The organism is Sphingomonas sp. LY54 (genome assembly GCF_035594035.1).
In the GTDB taxonomy this organism is placed as follows: domain Bacteria; phylum Pseudomonadota; class Alphaproteobacteria; order Sphingomonadales; family Sphingomonadaceae; genus Allosphingosinicella.
On sequence record NZ_CP141588.1, the window covers coordinates 178805 to 195715 of the forward strand.

The window sequence follows — 16911 nt, forward strand, 5'->3', positions numbered from 1 at the left end:
TGGAGACTAGCTCTTCAGCCGGTAGCCGGTCCGGAAGATCCAGGCGACGACGCCCAGGCACACGAGCAGGAATCCGAAGGTCGCCAGCAGGCTGATCTCCACCCGCACGTCGGCGACGCCGAAGAAGGTCCAGCGAAAGCCGTTGATCAGGTAGACGATCGGATTGAACAGAGTGATCGTGCGCCACGGCTCCGCCAGCATGTCGATCGAGTAGAAGGCGCCGCCGAGGAAGGTGAGCGGGGTCACCACCAGCAGCGGAATGACCTGGAGCTGTTCGAAGCCCTTCGCCCAGATGCCGATGATGAAGCCGAACAGGCAGAAGGTCGCGGCGATCAGCAGCAGGAAGGCCAGCATCGCCAGCGGATGCGCGACGTGGACGTCAACGAACAGGTTGGCGGTGGCGAGGATGACCAAAGCCACCACGACGGACTTAGTCGCCGCTGCGCCGACATAGCCGAGCACCGTCTCGAACGCCGAGAGCGGCGCCGACAGCAATTCGTAGATCGTCCCGGTAAAGCGCGGCATGTGGATGCCGAACGAGGCATTGAAGATGCTCTCGGTGAAGAGCGAGAGCATCATCAGCCCGGGCACGATGAAGCTGCCATAAGGGATGCCGTCGATCTCGGTCATGCGCGATCCGATCGCGGCCCCGAACACGACGAAATAGAGCGAGGTCGTGATGACCGGCACGGCCAGGCCGGTCCACAAGGTCCGCATGAAGCGGTGCATCTCGAACCGGTAGATCGACCAGACGCCGCGGGCGTTGAAGGCGGGGGCGCTCATCCGCGCTTCCTTTCCGTAACCAGGCTCACGAAAATCTCCTCGAGCGAGCTTTCGCTCGTGTGGAGGTCCTTGAAGCCGATGCCGAGGTCGCTCATCCGCCGCAGCAGCGAAGGGATTCCGGTGCGGTCGGCCTGGCCGTCGAAGCTGTAGAGCAATTCGTTGCCGCCGTCCTTCAACTCCAGTTGCCATTCGGCCAGCTCGGGCGGAAGCGCTTCCATCGGATCGGTCAGGTTGAGCGTCAGCGCCTTCTTGCCGAGCTTCTTCATCAGCTCGGACTTCTCCTCGACGAGGATCAGCTCGCCCTTGCTGATCACGCCTACCCGATCGGCCATCTCTTCGGCTTCCTCGATATAATGGGTGGTGAGGATGATCGTAACGCCGCTCTCCCGGAGACCGCGGACCAGCTCCCACATGTCGCGCCGCAGCTCGACGTCGACGCCCGCGGTCGGCTCGTCGAGGAACAGGATGTCGGGCGCGTGGCTCAGCGCCTTGGCGATCATCACGCGACGCTTCATGCCGCCGGACAGCTCCTTGATCCGCGCCTTGCGCTTGTCCCAGAGCGACAGGTCCTTGAGCAGTTTTTCGATATAGGCGGGATCGGGCGCCTTGCCGAACAGGCCCCGGCTGAAATTGACCGTCGCCCAAACCGTCTCGAACGCGTCGGTATGGAGTTCCTGCGGCACCAGGCCGATCCGGCTGCGCGTCTCGCGATAGTCGCGCTGGATGTCGTAGCCGTCGACCGTGACGCTGCCGCCGCTGGGCGTGACGATGCCGCAGACGACGCTGATCAGGGTCGTCTTCCCGGCGCCGTTCGGGCCCAGCAAAGCGAATATCTCGCCGCGGCCGATCTCCAGGCTGACGTCCTTCAGCGCCTCATGCCCGGTCGCGTAGCGCTTGCCGAGATGGGAGATGGCAATGACGGGCTTCATTCTCTCTCCCCCCAGGGTCAGGCCGTCGGCGGCACCGGCGGCTCTTCCTTCGCTTTTTCGAGCTGCATGCCGTGTCGCATGAGCATCGGCACATTGGCCAGCGCGAAGATGAAGGTCGCGGGGAGGAAGCCCCAGAGCTTGAAGCCGATCCAGAATTCGGTGCTGGTCGTCCGCCACACCGCCTCGTTGACGAGCGCCATGACGATGAAGAAGACCGCCCAGTTGCGGGTGAGCAGCTGCCAGCCACGCTCCGACAGGCCGGGATAGGCGGTGCCGAGGACGGCCTTGAGGAGGTTGCGCCCGGTATAGAGCCCGAACAGGAGCAACGCGGCGACCGTCGTGTAGTAAATGGTCGGCTTGATCTTGATGAAGGTCTCGTCGTGCAGCCAGATCGTGATGCCGCCGAGTACGAGCACCATCACGCCCGAGAACCACAGCATCGGCGAAATGTGGCGATATTTGATCTTGGAGACGATCATGGCGACCGCGATCGCGACCATGAAGGCGCCGGTCGCGGCGAAGATGCCGCGCCACGCGTTGACGGCGAAGAAGATGATCAGTGGGCCGAGGTCGATGGCCAGCTTCGCCATGGGCGAAGCCCGTTCCTGTTCGTTCACGGTCACGCTTCGATCACTCCTGTAGCGCCCGCGATCGCGCGGGCGGCTTCCTCCGCGTCGAACGGACGCAGGTCGTTCATGCCCTCGCCGACGCCGATGGCGTGGATCGGAAGGCCATATTGCTCGGCGGCGGCCACCAGCACGCCGCCGCGCGCGGTGCCGTCCAGCTTGGTCATGACCAGGCCGGTGACTCCGGCCACTTCCTTGAACACCTCGATCTGGCTCAATGCATTCTGCCCGGTGGTGGCGTCGAGCACGAGCACCACGTCGTGCGGCGCGGCCGGATTGAGGCGACCGAGCACGCGCCGGATCTTGGCGAGCTCGTCCATCAGCCCGGTCTTGTTCTGGAGGCGCCCGGCGGTGTCGACGATCAGCACGTCGATGCCCTCGGCGGTCGCCTTCTTGACGCCGTCGAACACGATCGCGGACGGGTCGCCGCCCTCCGGCCCGGTGATGATCGGCACGCCGATCCGCTCGGCCCAGACCTTGAGCTGCCCGATCGCCGCGGCGCGGAACGTGTCGCCGGCGGCGAGCAGCACGCTGTAATCCTGCTCGAGGAACAGGTTGGCGAGTTTGGCGATGGTGGTGGTCTTGCCGGAACCGTTCACGCCGACGACCAGGATGACCTGCGGGCGCGGGAAGGCGTCGATCTCAAGCGGGTCGGCGACCGGCGTCAGGATCTTGGCCAGCTCCTCGGCGACGATCTCGCGGACGCCGGCTTCGGTGAGGCCGCGCTCGAAGCGCTCGCCCTCCAGCCGTCCGCGCACCTTGGCGGCGGTGGCGGGGCCGAGATCGGAAGCGATCAGGGCCTCCTCGATATCGTCGAGCGTTTCCTCGTCCAGCGCCGACCGCGAGATGAGGCCGGTAAGGTTGTCGCTCAATTTCTCCGATGTCTTCTTGAACCCGCCGCGTAGCCGCTCGAGCCAGGGAGTATCGCTCAAGCCGCCTCTCCGATCAGTATGTCATTGTTCAACGCAATCATCTTCATCGGCACGATCTGGCCAATGTCCTGGCCGGCGGCAACCCGCACCGGAGCGAAATTTTCGGCGTGGCCGATGCCGTTGCGCTCCACCAGCACCCGCTGCGTCGTTCCGACCAGGCTTTGCAACCATGCCGTCTTGCGCCGTGCCGTCGCCGCGCGGAGCCCGCGCGCGCGTTCCTTGACCGCATCGTGCGGGACCTGCGGCATGCGCGCCGCCGGCGTGCCGGCCTTGGCCGAATAAGGGAAGATATGGCCCATCACGATGTCGCACTCGTCGATCAGCTTGAGGCTGTTCTCGGCCATCGCGTCGGTCTCGGTGGGGAAGCCGGCGATGAGGTCGGCGCCGATCGCGATCTCGGGCCGCTTGGCCTTGAGGCGCGCGACGGTCTCGACCGCCTCGGCGCGGCAGTGGCGCCGCTTCATCCGCTTCAGGATCATGTCGTCGCCGGCCTGAAAGCTCATATGCAGATGCGGCATGAAGCGCGGCTCGTGGCAGATGATGTCCTCCAGCCGCTCGTCGATCTCGACGCTGTCGAGCGAGGAGAGGCGCAGGCGCGGCAAGGCGGGCACGTGGCGCAGGATGCGCTCGACGAGCAAACCGAGGCTCGGGCTCCCGGGTAGGTCGGGACCGTAGCTGGTGACGTCGACGCCGGTCAGCACGACCTCGGCATAGCCCTGTTCGACCACCGCCTTGATCCGGTTGACGACCAGGCCGGCCGGGACCGAGCGGCTGTTACCGCGTCCGAACGGGATGATGCAGAAGGTGCAGCGATGGTCGCAGCCATTCTGCACCTCGATGAAGGCGCGGCTATGCTCGGCGAAGGCGGTGACAAGGTGCGGCGCCGTCTCGCGCACCGCCATGATGTCGGAGACGCGGACGTCGGCTTCCTTCGTCAGCTGGAACGAAGCGGCGTCGAATTTCTCGCGATTGCCGATAACCCCGCTCACTTCCGGCATGCGCGCGAACATCTCCGGATCGACCTGCGCCGCGCAGCCGGTGACGACGACGCGGGCTTGCGGCCGTGCACGCTTGGCCTTGCGGATCGCCTGTCGCGCCTGGCGCACCGCCTCGTTGGTAACGGCGCAGCTGTTAACGACGATGAGGTCGTCCTGGTCACCCGCGAGCACGCGCATCGCCTCGCTCTCCGCGGCGTTGAGGCGGCAGCCCATCGTGATGATCTCGGGCCCGCTCATCCCAACGCCGCCAGGTCGATCTCGCCGGTGAAGACGTGGGTGGCCGGCCCGCTCATCCGGATCTGTTCGCCCGGCGCCCAGGCGATCGTGAGGGTCCCGCCGGGCAACCGTACTTCGACCGGGCTCTCAACGAGGCCGCGCCGGATCGCCGCCACTGCAGTGGCGCAGGCGCCGGTGCCGCAGGCTTGCGTCAGCCCGACCCCGCGCTCCCAGACGCGCAGCCGGACCGCGCCGCCCTCGATCGAGGCGACGTTGACGTTGATCTTTTGCGGAAACAGCGGATCGGTCTCGATCAGCGGACCGAGCCGCTCCAGCTCCACCCCTTGCGCATCGTCGACGAAGAAGATGACGTGCGGATTGCCGACATTGACCGCGGCGGGGCCCTGCAATTCCTCCCACCCGACCGGCATCGCGGCCGTGTCCATCGGATAGGCGAGGGGGATCGCATCCCAGTCGAAGCGCGGCTCGCCCATGTCGACGGTCGCGCCCGCGCCGTCGCTGGAGCCGCTGATGATGCCGCCCGCGGTCTCGATCCGGGCTGCGCCGCCGGCGAGCAAGGCGACGCAACGCGAGGCGTTGCCGCAGGATTCGACCTCGCCGCCGTCGGCGTTGAAGATGCGCATCCGCAGATCGGCCACCTGCGACGGCTCGATCACGATCAACTGGTCGCAGCCGACCCCGGTCTTGCGGTCCGCGATGGCGCGTGCGCGCGCGCTGTCCATCTCGACCGGCTCCTCGCGGGCGTCGAAGATCACGAAGTCGTTGCCGAGCCCGTGCATTTTGTGAAAGCGGCGCATCGAGCGCGATCTAAGGCGCAGGCGGCGTCAAGTCCACATGCGTGCGCGCGAGCGATCGTCCGTCGCGGGCCCGGCCCGTTTCGGCCGCTCCGCGCTTGCGTTCGCCGCCCGGCGCCGCTATGCGCCCCTCCACCCTGTTCAAGGAATAGGTACATATCAGCGTCCCTGGACGCACGCTGGCCGGCGAGATTTCGCCCGCCGGCGCTTTTGCGTTTGGGACCTGTGGGAAGGAATGCAAGGATGTTCGACAGTCTGAGCGATCGCCTGAGCGGGGTGTTCGATCGCCTTCGCGGCCGCGGCGCGCTGACCGAGGCGGACGTCCGCGGCGCGATGCGCGAGGTTCGCATCGCCCTGCTCGAGGCCGACGTCGCGCTCCCGGTCGTGCGCGAGTTCGTCGACAAGGTCACCGAGCAGTCCGTCGGCCAGCAGGTGCTGAAGTCGGTCACGCCGGGCCAGCAGGTCGTCAAGATCGTCAACGACGCGATCGTCGAGATGCTCGGCGCCGACGCGTCCGAGCTCGACATCGAGGTGACGCCGCCCGCGGTCGTGATGATGGTCGGCCTGCAGGGCTCGGGCAAGACGACCACCACGGCGAAGATCGCCAAGCGCCTGACCGAAAAGGGCCGCAAGAAGGTGATGATGGCGTCGCTCGACGTCGCCCGCCCGGCCGCGCAGGAGCAGCTCGCAGTGCTCGGCACGCAGGCGAACGTCGCGACTTTGCCGATCGTGCCCGGCCAGCAGCCGGTCGAGATTGCCCGCCGCGCCCTCCAGGCCGCCAAGCTCCAGGGCTTCGACGTCGTCCTGCTCGACACCGCCGGCCGTCTCCACGTCGATCAGGCGCTGATGGACGAGATGAAGGCCGTCGCCGCCGTGGCGAACCCGCAGGAAGTGCTGCTGGTGGTCGACGCGCTGACCGGCCAGGACGCGGTCAACGTCGCCAAGAACTTCACCGACCAGGTCGAGCTGACCGGCGTCGTCCTCACCCGCATGGACGGCGACGCCCGCGGCGGCGCGGCCCTGTCTATGCGCGCCGTCACCGGCAAGCCGATCAAGTTCGCCGGCGTCGGCGAAGGCCTCGATGCGCTCGAGGGCTTCCACCCGAGCCGCGTCGCCGGCCGCATCCTCGGCATGGGCGACGTCGTCAGCCTGGTCCAGCGCGCTGCCGAGACCATCCAGATGGACGAGGCCGAGGCGCTCGCCCAGAAGATGGCGAAGGGCCAGTTCGACCTTAACGACCTCCGCAACCAGCTCCTCCAGATGCAGCGCATGGGCGGCCTCGGCGCGCTCGCCTCGATGCTTCCGGGCATGAAGAAGATGGCGGGCGCGGCCAAGGCGGCGACCGACGACAAGACCCTGCAGCGCCTCGACGCGATCATCACCTCGATGACGCCCAAGGAGCGCGCGAAGCCCGAGCTGATGAACGCGAAGCGCAAGATCCGCGTTGCCAAGGGATCCGGCACGACGGTGCAGGACGTGAACCGGCTGCTCAAGATGCACCAGGAAATGGCCACGGCCATGAAGAAGATCCGGAAGATGGGCGGCCTCGGCAAGCTGGGCGCCCTGTTCGGCGGCGGGGGCGGCGGCGGCCTGGGCGGAATGCTCGGCGGCCTCGGCGGCGGCGCAGGCGCGCCTCCGGCCGGTCTCCCCGGCCTTCCCGGCGGAGCAGGGGGGCAGCCGTTCAATCTGCCGCCCGGCTTCGACAAGTTTATCAAGAAATAAGTATAAGTATCAGAAAGGACTATCAAAATGGCAGTTGCAATTCGTCTCGCCCGTGGCGGCGCCAAGAAGCGCCCTTATTACAAGATCGTCGTGACCGACTCGCGCAACTCGCGCGACGGCAAGTTCATCGAGCGCATCGGCAGCTACAATCCGCTGCTTCCCAAGGACAGCGAAGAGCGCGTGAAGATCGACGCCGATCGCGCCAAGCATTGGCTGTCGGTCGGCGCCCAGCCGTCTGACCGCGTCCTGCGCTTCCTCGACGCCGCCGGCATCGTCGAGCGCACGGCGCGCAACAACCCGAAGAAGGCCGAGCCGGGCGAGAAGGCCAAGGAGCGCGCCGAGGAGCGTGCCACCAAGGAAGCCGAAGCCGCCGAGGCCGCTGCTGCTGCCGCCGCCGCTCCGGCTGAAGAGCCCGCCGCTGAGGAAGCACCGGCTGCCGAGGCTCCGGCCGCTGAAGAGGCGCCCGCTGCTGAGGCTCCCGCTGCTGAAGAAGCACCCGCCGCTGAGGCTCCGGCCGCTGAAGAGACCCCGGCCGCTGAAGCTCCGGCTGCCGAGGAAGCTCCGGCTGCCGAAGCCACCAACGAAGGCGAGTCCGCCTCCGCTCCGGCCGAAGGCGCTGAAGAAGCCGCTCCGGCCGAAGGCGCCGAAAAGGCCGAATAAGCCTTGGACGACGCTCAGGTCACGCTCGCCGCCATCGCAGGTGCCCACGGCATCGGCGGCGAGGTGCGCCTGAAACTGTTCGCCCAAACTGCCGAAAGCCTGGGCCGTCACAAGACGGTCCAGGTCGGCGGCCGCGCCCTGACGCTGAAATCGGTGAAGGGCGCGGGCGGCATGCCGATCGCCCGCTTTGCCGAGATATCGGACCGCAGCGCCGCCGAGGCGTTGCGCGGCCAGCTCCTGACCGTGCCCCGGTCCGCCCTCCCGCCGCTGGAGGAGGGCGAATATTATCACGCCGACATCATCGGCCTGCCATGCGTCGATTCCGAAGGCGCCCCGCTCGGCACGGTCGCTACGATCGAGAATTTCGGCGCAGGCGACATCATCGAGATCGAGAAGCCCGACGGCAAGCGCACCATGGTGCCCTTCCGCGCTGGCGTCGCCGATCTCGCCGACGGCCGGATCGTCGTCGACCCCGTCTTCCTCGCCTAGCGTACCAGCGGCGCGCCCTGCGCGAGATCGTTGCGGATGGTCGTCGCCGCGACGCCGCCTTCGCCCATCGCATGGCTGATCTGGTCGAGCCCGATCACCACGTCGCCCGCCGCATAGAGGCCGGGGACCGAGCTGCGCTGGTGCGAATCCACCAGGATACAGCCGCTCTCGGCGAGGTCCGCACCCACCATTTTCGCCAGATGGGAATGCACATCCGATCCGAGCGCGGGATAGATGCTGTCGAACGTATAATGGCCCTCGGCCGTGTCGACGGTGATGCACTTCCCCTCCGCCGCCACCGCCTGGCACGGGCCGTTCACAGTCTCGATGCCGTAGCGCTCCAGCTTCTCCCAATCCTGCCGCTTGAGGTCGCGCAGCTCGCTGTCCGGCGCGATCAAGGTGACGTCGCTGGTATAGCCGCGCAGGAACACGGCTTCGGCCACGCCATGGCTGTCGTCGCCGATCACGCCGACCCTCTTGTCGGTTACCTCGAAGCCGTCGCAGATCGGGCAATAGCGGATCAGGCCCTGCGCCAGCGCGGCGTCATGCAAATCCTCGTCCATCGGCGGGCGGCGGTTGGCGACGCCCGTCGCGAGCAGAACCGTCTTCGCCCGCACCCAACCGCTGCCCCATTCGGCCTCGAAGCCGCCCTCGATCCGATCGAGCCGGGTAACCCGTCCGGTTTCGATCGAGGCGCCGTATTTCCGCGCCTGTCCGGTCATCCGCGCGATCAGTTCCTGGCCTGAGATCCCATCGGGGAAGCCGGCATGGTTGTGGGTGCAGGGGATCAGGCTCGCCCGGCTCTTCCCGGCGTCGACCACCTTCAGCGAGAGGTGGAAGCGGGTGAGGTAGATCGCCGCGGTCAGCCCTGCGGGCCCGCCGCCGATGACGAGGCAGTCGAAATCATCCATCGGCGGCATAGCGCAGGCGGACGCTGCCGGTTCCCTCGCGTCTCTCGGATCGGCTTATTGCTGCATAGGCCTTGTCGCTGGGGCGGACCTGGCAACGAACAACGAACGGGATTTTCCGCGACGTGCCGGATCGCAAAGTAGAGAATTGGACACAGGCCTGATCCGGCGTACGCTGTTGCCGAACGGAGGGGGACAAGATGCTGAAACTATTCTGCGCCGCTTTGCTGGCATTGGTGGCGCTTCCGGCCGTGGCGCAACCGGTGCCCGATCGCATTGCGGCCGCCGTTCCCGAGATCGACCGCCTCTTCGCCGACTTCCACCAGACGTCGCATGCGCCGGGCCTGGTCTACGGCATCGTCGCCGACGGTCGACTCGTGCATGTGCGGGCCTTCGGCGTTCAGGACTTGAAGGCGAAGCGTCCGGTGACCCAGGACAGCCTGTTCCGCATCGCCTCCATGTCCAAGGCCTTCACGGCGCTGGCCGTGCTGAAGCTGCGCGACGATGGTAAATTGGCGCTCGACGATCTCGCCGAGAAGCATGTCCCGGAGCTGCGAGCATGGCGATACCCGACGGCGGATTCGCCGCGCATCCGTGTCCGCGACCTGCTCAATCACACCGCCGGCTTCGTCACCGACGATCCGTGGGGCGATCGCCAGCAGGTCATGACCGAGGCCGCGTTCACGGCGATGCTGAAGCAGGGCGTGCCGTTCACCCGCGCGCCCGGCACCGCCTTCGAATATTCGAATTTCGGCTACGCCTTGCTGGGGCGCATCGTCACCAACGTCTCGGGCATGCCTTACGACCGCTATATCGCAACGGCGATCCAGCGGCCGCTCGGCACGGCATCGACCGGCTATGAGGTGCGTGACTGGCCGATCGAACGGCGGTCGATCGGCTATCGCTGGGAGAACGAGGCCTGGTCGGAGGAGCCGACCATGCGCCACGGCGTGTTCGGCGCGATGGGCGGCGTCCAGACCAGCGCGAGCGACTATGCCAAGTGGATGGGCTTCCTGCTGTCGGCTTGGCCGGCGCGCGACGGCGCCGAGACCGGGCCGGTGCGCCGCGCCACCGTGCGCGAGATGGCGCAAGGGTCCAACTTCGCCCGTCTGCGCCAGCGCTTCGGCACCACCCCTGTCACGCAGGCGTCGGCTTACGGCATGGGCCTGATCGCGGCACAGGATCCGGACCTCGGCGCAACCCTCAGCCACGGCGGAGGCTATCCGGGCTACGGCTCGCACATGGTGCTGCTGACCGACCACGGGGTCGGCATCTTCGTCTTTTCCAACCGCACCTATAATGGCGGATCGGGGGCGGCCTGGGATGCGGCGATGGTTCTGCACAAAGCCGGAGCGCTCGTCGCGCGGCCGCAGCCGGTCAGCGCCTCGCTGGCGACCGCTTATCGGGCGGCGGGCAAAGCATTCGCCGCCGGCGACATCGCTCCCGCGCGCAAGCTGCTGGCGATGAATTTCCTGATGGACCGCTCGGCCGACAATTGGCGGCGCGAGCTGGCGCGGCTCAAGAAGGAGGTTGGCGAATGCGACACCGCGGCTCCGATCGTCCCCACCGGCGCCTTGTCCGGCACGTTCCAGTGGCGCTGTGCGACCGGGCGGCTCGATGGGACGCTGCTGCTGGCGCCCACAGATCCGGCGGGAATCCAGGCGCTGAGGCTTTCCATCGCTGCGCCTTAGTGTAGGGGGCGGCGCATGACTTTCGCCGCCACCATTCTCACCCTCTATCCGGAGATGTTCCCGGGACCGCTCGGCCAGAGCCTGGCCGGGCGCGCTCTGGCGGAGGGCACCTGGTCGCTGGACACCGTGCAGATCCGCGACTTCGCGACCGACAAGCATCGCTCGGTCGACGACACGCCCGCCGGGGGCGGAGCGGGCATGGTGATGCGGGCGGATGTTCTGGCGCGGGCGGTAGACGATGTGCTCGAGCGGCAGCCGGCGGCGGCGATGCTGGCGATGACGCCGCGCGGCCGGCCGCTGACGCAGGCTCTGGTGCGGTCGCTCGCGGAGGGCCCGGGCGTCTCGATCCTGTGCGGCCGTTTCGAGGGCATAGACGAGCGCCTGTTCGAGGCGCGGCCGATCGTGCCGGTCTCGATCGGGGACTATATATTGTCGGGCGGGGAGACGGCGGCTATCGTCCTTCTCGATGCTTGCGTTCGCCTGCTCCCCGGGGTAATGGGCGCGCCGACGAGCGGTGAGGAGGAGAGCTTCGAAGGAGGCCTGCTCGAATACCCTCATTATACCCGACCTCCAATGTGGGAAGGGCGTGCGATCCCTGAAGTGCTGCGATCGGGGGATCACGCGAAGATCGCTGCTTGGCGTCATGCCAGGGCAGTCGACGATACACGGTCACGGCGGCCGGACCTGATGGAGCGTCATGGGGACGCACCCAGGCAGTCGCCCTCTGGCGCGCGGCGCGAAGACGAAGGCTAGAAGAATGAACATCATCCAGACCCTCGAGGCCGAGGCCATCGAGCAGTTCAAGTCGACCAAGTCGATCCCCGAATTCCGCCCGGGCGACACGCTCCGCGTCGGCGTCCGCGTCGTCGAAGGCGAGCGCACCCGCGTCCAGAATTACGAAGGCGTCTGCATCGCCCGCGCCAACCGCGGCCTCGGCAGCTCCTTCACCGTCCGCAAGATCTCGTTCGGCGAAGGCGTCGAGCGCGTCTTCCCGCTTTACTCGCCGAACATCGATTCGATCGAGGTCGTGCGCCGCGGCGCCGTTCGTCGCGCCAAGCTCTACTATCTGCGTGGCCGCACCGGTAAGGCCGCTCGCATCGCCGAGCGCCGCGATACCCGTGGCGACGTCAAGGCGACCGCCGAAGGCTAAGGCTTTTCGCGCACGCGCTGAAAAGGAAAGGGCGGTCCCGCGGGGCCGCCCTTTTTCTTAGTGTATGTTTCTTAGCGGGGGCCGCAGGTGGGCAACGCCGACCGATCGACCATCCGCGTGTAGAGGTGCCAGGTGGCATAGCCAAGCCAGGGCAGCACGACGGCAAGGCCGATGAACAAGGGGATTGACCCCAGCACCAGCAGCACCGCAATCGTGAAGCCCCAGCGCATCATCAGGCCCTTGTTGGCCTTGAACGCGCGGACCGAGGTCGCGATCGCGGTGTTCGCTTCGACGCCGTCGCAATCGACCAGCATCGGCAGCGACACGACGCTGGTCGCCAGCACCAGCACTGCGAAGCCGAGGCCCACCAAATTGCCGAGGACGATCAGCGCCCAGCCCTCGGGCGTGGTGAACAGGCGGGTGAGGAAGGCGCCGATCGAGGGCGGGGCGTGCATGCCCCAAAGCGCCACGTAGATCACCGCCGCGCTCGCGACCCAGGCGAGGAAGATCGTGACGAGCAGCGCCGCGACCACGCCGATCCCGTCGGCCGACGGCCGCTTGCGCACGTCGAGGAAGTGGGACCAGTCGGACGCATATCCCGCCTCGCGCCGGCGAGCGAGTTCGTAGAACCCGATCGCCACGATCGGCCCTAGCAGCGAGAGGCCGGCCGCGATCGGGAAGAAGAGCGGCAGCATCGTACCGCCGAGCGTCACCGTCGCCGCGACGATGCCGATCAGCGGATAGAGCAGGCCGATGAAGATGAGGTCGCCGCGCATCGACATGAAATCGGCCCAGCCGTCCCGCAACGCGATCCGGAGATCGTCGCGCGTGATCGTGCGGACCGGGATCTGGTCGGCGGTGGAAGCGCTACCGGTAAAGCTTTGAGACACAGCCATCGACATCGTCCTCTCTGCCTGGAGGGGGCGGCGTCCGGCCTCATGGCGCGCCGGGCGCTGCCAGGGCCCAGCTATAGCATGACAGCGTGGGGAGCGACGAGAGGGCTTTTTTTTCCCGGCCGCGGCTAAAGCCGGACCCGCGCCATGCCGATCGTCGAATCCGGCGCATATTGGGGCGCGGAACGGGCCGGTCGTGCGGCCACCAAAGGCGCCGCGGCGTCGGGAAGCCCGCTGCGCAGGCCGATGACCATGGCCTCGACCGGGCCCGGCTGGCCGAGCAGCAAATCGATCCGCAGGCCGTCGCAGCTTCGTCCGTGGCAGCGGACGAAATAGGGGTCCTTGGCGCGGCCGCGCCCCATGGAGCGCTGCGAAGCGCCGGCCCGCACCGCCCGGACCTGCGCCTCGGGCGGGAGGCGCAGCAGCACGGTGTCGGCGCCCTTGGGCCGCAGCCGCAACGAGACCATTCGCCCGCGCTCCGTCCGCGTCTCAGAGAGGCACTCGACTTGCGGCACGCTCGTCTTGCCCTCTGCCGGGCGCCACCAGCGCTCGCGCGCCGACCAGGGCAGCTTGCCGCGTTGCCATCCACCGATGGCCTGGAAGCGCTCGGGCAGTGCCGCGCCGTCATTGACGACCGCCCAGCGCGCGCCGTTCTTGGCGTCCCAGGCATATTCGAGGCCGAAACGCTGGCGGCGCTCGTCCGAATAAGCCGGCAGCAACGCCGCCAACGCCCAGCAGGCCAGCGCCGCCGCCGCAAGTCCCCCGCCAACGATCCGGCGCGGTGCGGCAGCCAGCAACGGCAGCATCTCGATCAGGAAGGGCAGCAGCAGGAGGGCAGTGAGCGGCGCGAAGATCCAGGCTGCGTGATAATCGAGCAGCACTTCCATCAGCGCGAGCAAGGGCGCCAGCGACACGAACAGGAGGATTGCCGCAACAATGCCGCCGATCCGCTCCGCGCCGGGCCAGCGCCGTTCGCCCGCCATGCCCGCCAGCGCCGCCAGCGGAGGGACGAGGAAGAAGATGACGGCGCCCGAAGCGACGAGGCTGGCGCCCGCGCCGAGCAGAAGGAAGATCAGCCAATAAGCCGCTCGCAACCGGTCTGCCGACAGGGCCCGGGCCGCCCACAGCAGCACGCCGCCGGCAGCGAGCAGAGCCGAGGCGGCGACCGCGCTGCTGATGCCGATCGGATAAGCGCGCCAGAACTCGCCCGGGCGCATCAGGCCGACCAGCCACTGCGCGACGAACGTGACGGCGGCGGCGCCGGCAAGCGCGAGCAGAACGGCCGCGGCCGCCGTGCCGAGACCATTCCGCCGCCGCCACCCGGTCCACAAGGTCGCCCCGAGCAGCGCTGCCAGTCCGGCCAGCGCGGCGGGCAGCGGCAACACCAGCAATTGCCGGCCCAGCAGGTCCGCATAGACCGTCTCGCCCTGCGCGCGCTCGACTGGTCCGGCGGCAAGGCTGGCGATCGCCGCCAGCCCCTGATCACCCATATGCTGGACGCTGCGCCGATCGAGCGCCGCGAGCGTGTCGCCGTCGCTGTGATAGCGGCTCTCATTGCCGATGATCGCGAAGTTGAGGATCGTCCAGTCGCGTTCCTTCAGGACCTCGACGTCGGTGGAATTGGGGATCAGCCGCGCGAAATCGGTGGCGAGCGAATTGGCGAACGGCCGCTCCGAGCTGCGCGCGAAATGCGCGATCGCAGCGCCGTTCGGGTGGCTGGTCTCGAACATCATCGCCGGGCCGCTGACGCCGCGCGCCTCGAAATTGACCAGGGCGGCAACGCGATCGGCGAGCGGATTGCGCTCGAGGAAGGCGCGGGCGCCGAGCAGGCCCGCTTCCTCACCCTCGTCGAACAGAAAGGTGACCGGCCGATCGAGCGTCTTCCCGTGCAGCAGGGCCGCGCTTTCGAGCATCACCGCCATGCCGATGCCGTCGTCGGCGGCGCCCGGTCCGGCGGGGCTGGAATCGTAGTGCGATGCCGCCAGGACATGGTCGCCGCGCGCCGGGCCGATCGTCGCCAGCACATTGCGCACGCGCGCGCAGCCGACCGTGCGACTGCGCCCGGAGCCGTTGCAGACCATGTCGTCGGTGACGACCGGATCGAGGCCGATCGCGCGCAGCTCGGCGATCAGCCGGGCATGGACGGCATCGTTGGCCGCGCTGTCGACCGGGTGCGGCCGCTGGTCGCCGAGGATGCGCTGGAGCCGCCCCATCGCACGGCCGGTGTCGAACTGCCCTGCGGCCGGGGACGGGCGCAGCTCCGGCGGGGCGATCAGCACGGGCTTGGCCGTCAGCGCCGCCAGCAACAGGAGCAAAGCGCCGGTTATGAGACTAACGCTCTTTTTCATCTTTCCCCCCGCCACGCGCATAACCATATCGCTTTCGCAGTGCGGGTGCGATAGCGGGCGCTCGAAGCGGAATTTGGAGAGCGAAGATGGGTTATCGTGTCGTCGTCGTCGGTGCGACGGGCAATGTGGGCCGCGAGATACTGAACATCCTCGCCGAGCGGGAATTCCCGCTGGAGGAACTGGCCGTGGTCGCGTCGGGCCGCTCCACGGGCGACGAGGTCGACTTCGGCGACACCGGCAAGACGCTCAAGGTCCGCAATATCGAGCATTTCGACTTCGCCGGCTGGGACATGGCTTTGTTCGCGGCGGGATCGGAAGTCTCGAAGCTCTACGCGCCCAGGGCGGCCGCGGCGGGCTGCACGGTGATCGACAACAGCTCGCTCTACCGGATGGACCCGGACGTGCCGCTGATCGTGCCCGAGGTGAACGCCCACGCCATCGACGGCTACCGCAAGAAGAACATCATCGCGAACCCGAACTGCTCGACCGCGCAGATGGTGGTGGCGCTGAAGCCGCTCCACGACGCGGCCAAAATCAAGCGCGTCGTCGTCGCGACCTACCAGTCGGTCTCCGGCGCCGGCAAGCAGGGCATGGACGAGCTGTTCGAGCAGAGCCGCAACATCTTTGTCGGCGACAGCGCCGAGCCGCACAAGTTCACCAAGCAGATCGCCTTTAATGTCATCCCGCACATCGATAGCTTCCTCGACGACGGCTCGACCAAGGAGGAGTGGAAGATGGTGGTCGAGACCAAGAAGATCCTCGATCCCAAGATCAGGGTGACCGCGACCTGCGTCCGCGTGCCCGTCTTCGTCGGCCACAGCGAGGCGATCAACATCGAGTTCGAGAACGAGATCAGCGCCAAGGAAGCCCAGCGTATCCTGCGCGAGGCGCCCGGCGTCATGCTCGTCGACAAGCGCGAGGACGGCGGATACGTCACCCCGGTCGAATGCGTCGGCGAATATGCCACTTATATCAGCCGCGTCCGCGAGGATTCGACGGTGGAGAACGGCCTCTCGCTCTGGTGCGTCTCGGACAATCTGCGCAAGGGCGCAGCGCTCAACGCCGTCCAGATCGCCGAGCTTCTCGGCCGGAGGCACCTCCAGAAGGCCGCTTGAGGCAGTGATAGCGGAATGATATCATCGGCTCATGCCTGACGCTCTGGTTCGCAACGTCGACGAAGATCTCCTGGCGGACTACCGCGCCGAGGCGCGCGCCAACGGCCGATCCTTGCAGGCGGAGCTCAACGAGGGGCTGAAGCGAGGCCGGCCGCGGCGCCGGTTGTCTAAAAGCGAACTCCTTGACCTTTCGCGAAGCCTCACTGGGAGGGGCCCCGTCACCAGTGACAGCACGGCCGATATCCGTTGGGCTCGGGACACGGACGGCGGAAGGCATCTTGGTGGCGGGCGACCGGATGCCGATCGTCGTTGACGCCAGCGTTGCGTTGAAGCTTGTGACGCCCGAAGCCGGCACCGCCGAAGAGCAGGCATTGCTCGAACGGAGCGAAGAGCGGATCGCGCCGGACTGGATGCTCGTCGAGGCCGCCGGAGGTCTCGCCAACAAGATGCGCCGCAGGAACTGGATCCGGCCCGTGCGCGGGCGGCGCTTGCGGCCTTGCCCTCATTCATCGATCGGTTCGTGCCCGCGGAGACACTGCTCGGTCGCGCCATGTCGCTCGCGGCCGATCTCGATCACCCTCTATACGATTGCCTGTACCTCCTGATCGCGATGGCGGAAGATGGCGTCGTGATTAC

At 67.5% G+C, this 16911-nt stretch carries 18 protein-coding genes; 9 read left to right on the plus strand and 9 right to left on the minus strand.

From position 1 onward, the window contains the following. Positions 1–6: 6 nt before the first annotated feature. The 6 genes from SH591_RS00975 to dapF are packed head-to-tail and all read right to left on the minus strand — an operon-like array spanning position 7 to position 5302. Positions 7–783, minus strand: coding sequence for an ABC transporter permease (locus SH591_RS00975; protein WP_322830378.1), 777 nt, complete (start codon positions 781–783; stop codon positions 7–9). After that, positions 780–1712 (minus strand): ABC transporter ATP-binding protein, encoded by a 933-nt coding sequence (locus SH591_RS00980; protein ID WP_324750138.1) that lies wholly within the window; start codon positions 1710–1712, stop codon positions 780–782. Before SH591_RS00980 ends, SH591_RS00975 begins: the two co-directional genes overlap by 4 nt. Before the next feature lie 17 nt (positions 1713–1729). Next, the gene (locus SH591_RS00985) at positions 1730–2302 is read right to left on the minus strand and encodes a septation protein A (protein WP_324750139.1); all 573 of its coding nucleotides are present in this window, start codon (positions 2300–2302) and stop codon (positions 1730–1732) included. 29 nt (positions 2303–2331) lie between these two features. Then, positions 2332–3270: a signal recognition particle-docking protein FtsY gene (gene ftsY / locus SH591_RS00990; RefSeq protein ID WP_324750140.1), complete on the minus strand. Its 939-nt coding sequence runs from the start codon at positions 3268–3270 to the stop codon at positions 2332–2334. Then, positions 3267–4505 (minus strand): tRNA (N(6)-L-threonylcarbamoyladenosine(37)-C(2))-methylthiotransferase MtaB, encoded by a 1239-nt coding sequence (gene mtaB, locus SH591_RS00995; protein ID WP_324750141.1) that lies wholly within the window; start codon positions 4503–4505, stop codon positions 3267–3269. The genes ftsY and mtaB overlap by 4 nt, the downstream gene beginning before the upstream one ends. Next, positions 4502–5302: a diaminopimelate epimerase gene (gene dapF, locus SH591_RS01000; protein WP_324750142.1), complete on the minus strand. Its 801-nt coding sequence runs from the start codon at positions 5300–5302 to the stop codon at positions 4502–4504. Before dapF ends, mtaB begins: the two co-directional genes overlap by 4 nt. Positions 5303–5542: 240 nt before the next feature. Here dapF and ffh point away from each other — a divergent pair, with 240 nt between their 5' ends. From ffh to rimM, 3 genes are read left to right on the plus strand one after another with little or no spacing between them, the layout of a single operon-like run. Further along, positions 5543–7021 carry a signal recognition particle protein gene (gene ffh, locus SH591_RS01005; RefSeq protein ID WP_324750143.1) on the plus strand — a complete coding sequence of 493 codons (1479 nt, stop codon included), beginning with the start codon at positions 5543–5545 and terminating at the stop codon, positions 7019–7021. 27 nt (positions 7022–7048) lie between these two features. After that, positions 7049–7681 (plus strand): 30S ribosomal protein S16, encoded by a 633-nt coding sequence (gene rpsP / locus SH591_RS01010; RefSeq protein WP_324750144.1) that lies wholly within the window; start codon positions 7049–7051, stop codon positions 7679–7681. A 3-nt stretch (positions 7682–7684) separates the two neighbouring features. Next, the gene (gene rimM, locus SH591_RS01015; protein WP_324750145.1) at positions 7685–8170 is read left to right on the plus strand and encodes a ribosome maturation factor RimM; all 486 of its coding nucleotides are present in this window, start codon (positions 7685–7687) and stop codon (positions 8168–8170) included. Here the strand turns inward: rimM and SH591_RS01020 are convergent. Then, on the minus strand, positions 8167–9081 hold the full coding sequence (locus tag SH591_RS01020; protein WP_324750147.1) for an NAD(P)/FAD-dependent oxidoreductase: 915 nt from the start codon (positions 9079–9081) through the stop codon (positions 8167–8169). The genes rimM and SH591_RS01020 overlap by 4 nt on opposite strands. A 197-nt stretch (positions 9082–9278) precedes the next feature. Here SH591_RS01020 and SH591_RS01025 point away from each other — a divergent pair, with 197 nt between their 5' ends. The 3 genes from SH591_RS01025 to rplS are packed head-to-tail and all read left to right on the plus strand — an operon-like array spanning position 9279 to position 11919. Next, positions 9279–10769 (plus strand): serine hydrolase domain-containing protein, encoded by a 1491-nt coding sequence (locus tag SH591_RS01025; RefSeq protein ID WP_324750148.1) that lies wholly within the window; start codon positions 9279–9281, stop codon positions 10767–10769. A 15-nt stretch (positions 10770–10784) separates the two neighbouring features. Then, entirely contained in the window at positions 10785–11522 is a 738-nt protein-coding gene (gene trmD, locus SH591_RS01030; protein ID WP_324750149.1) for a tRNA (guanosine(37)-N1)-methyltransferase TrmD, read from the plus strand. Between the two features lie 4 nt (positions 11523–11526). After that, entirely contained in the window at positions 11527–11919 is a 393-nt protein-coding gene (rplS, locus tag SH591_RS01035; protein WP_322830390.1) for a 50S ribosomal protein L19, read from the plus strand. A 71-nt stretch (positions 11920–11990) separates the two neighbouring features. Here the strand turns inward: rplS and SH591_RS01040 are convergent, their stop codons facing one another. Beyond that, a complete protein-coding gene (locus SH591_RS01040) occupies positions 11991–12815 on the minus strand; it encodes a DUF2189 domain-containing protein (RefSeq protein ID WP_324750150.1) in 825 nt (274 codons plus the stop codon). 125 nt (positions 12816–12940) lie between these two features. Continuing rightward, positions 12941–15160 carry a M28 family peptidase gene (locus SH591_RS01045; protein ID WP_324750151.1) on the minus strand — a complete coding sequence of 740 codons (2220 nt, stop codon included), beginning with the start codon at positions 15158–15160 and terminating at the stop codon, positions 12941–12943. A gap of 86 nt (positions 15161–15246) precedes the next feature. On the opposite strand from SH591_RS01045, the gene SH591_RS01050 reads away from it, so the two are divergent. Genes SH591_RS01050 through SH591_RS01055 form a run of 3 tightly spaced genes read left to right on the plus strand, consistent with a single transcriptional unit; the run spans position 15247 to position 16880 of the window. Beyond that, positions 15247–16275, plus strand: a complete 1029-nt coding sequence (locus SH591_RS01050; RefSeq protein WP_322830393.1) for an aspartate-semialdehyde dehydrogenase — start codon at positions 15247–15249, stop codon at positions 16273–16275. Between the two features lie 31 nt (positions 16276–16306). Beyond that, on the plus strand, positions 16307–16588 hold the full coding sequence (locus SH591_RS16265) for a FitA-like ribbon-helix-helix domain-containing protein (RefSeq protein ID WP_416385199.1): 282 nt from the start codon (positions 16307–16309) through the stop codon (positions 16586–16588). Beyond that, on the plus strand, positions 16572–16880 hold the full coding sequence (locus SH591_RS01055; protein WP_324750152.1) for a type II toxin-antitoxin system VapC family toxin: 309 nt from the start codon (positions 16572–16574) through the stop codon (positions 16878–16880). Before SH591_RS16265 ends, SH591_RS01055 begins: the two co-directional genes overlap by 17 nt. Positions 16881–16911 lie beyond the last annotated feature (31 nt).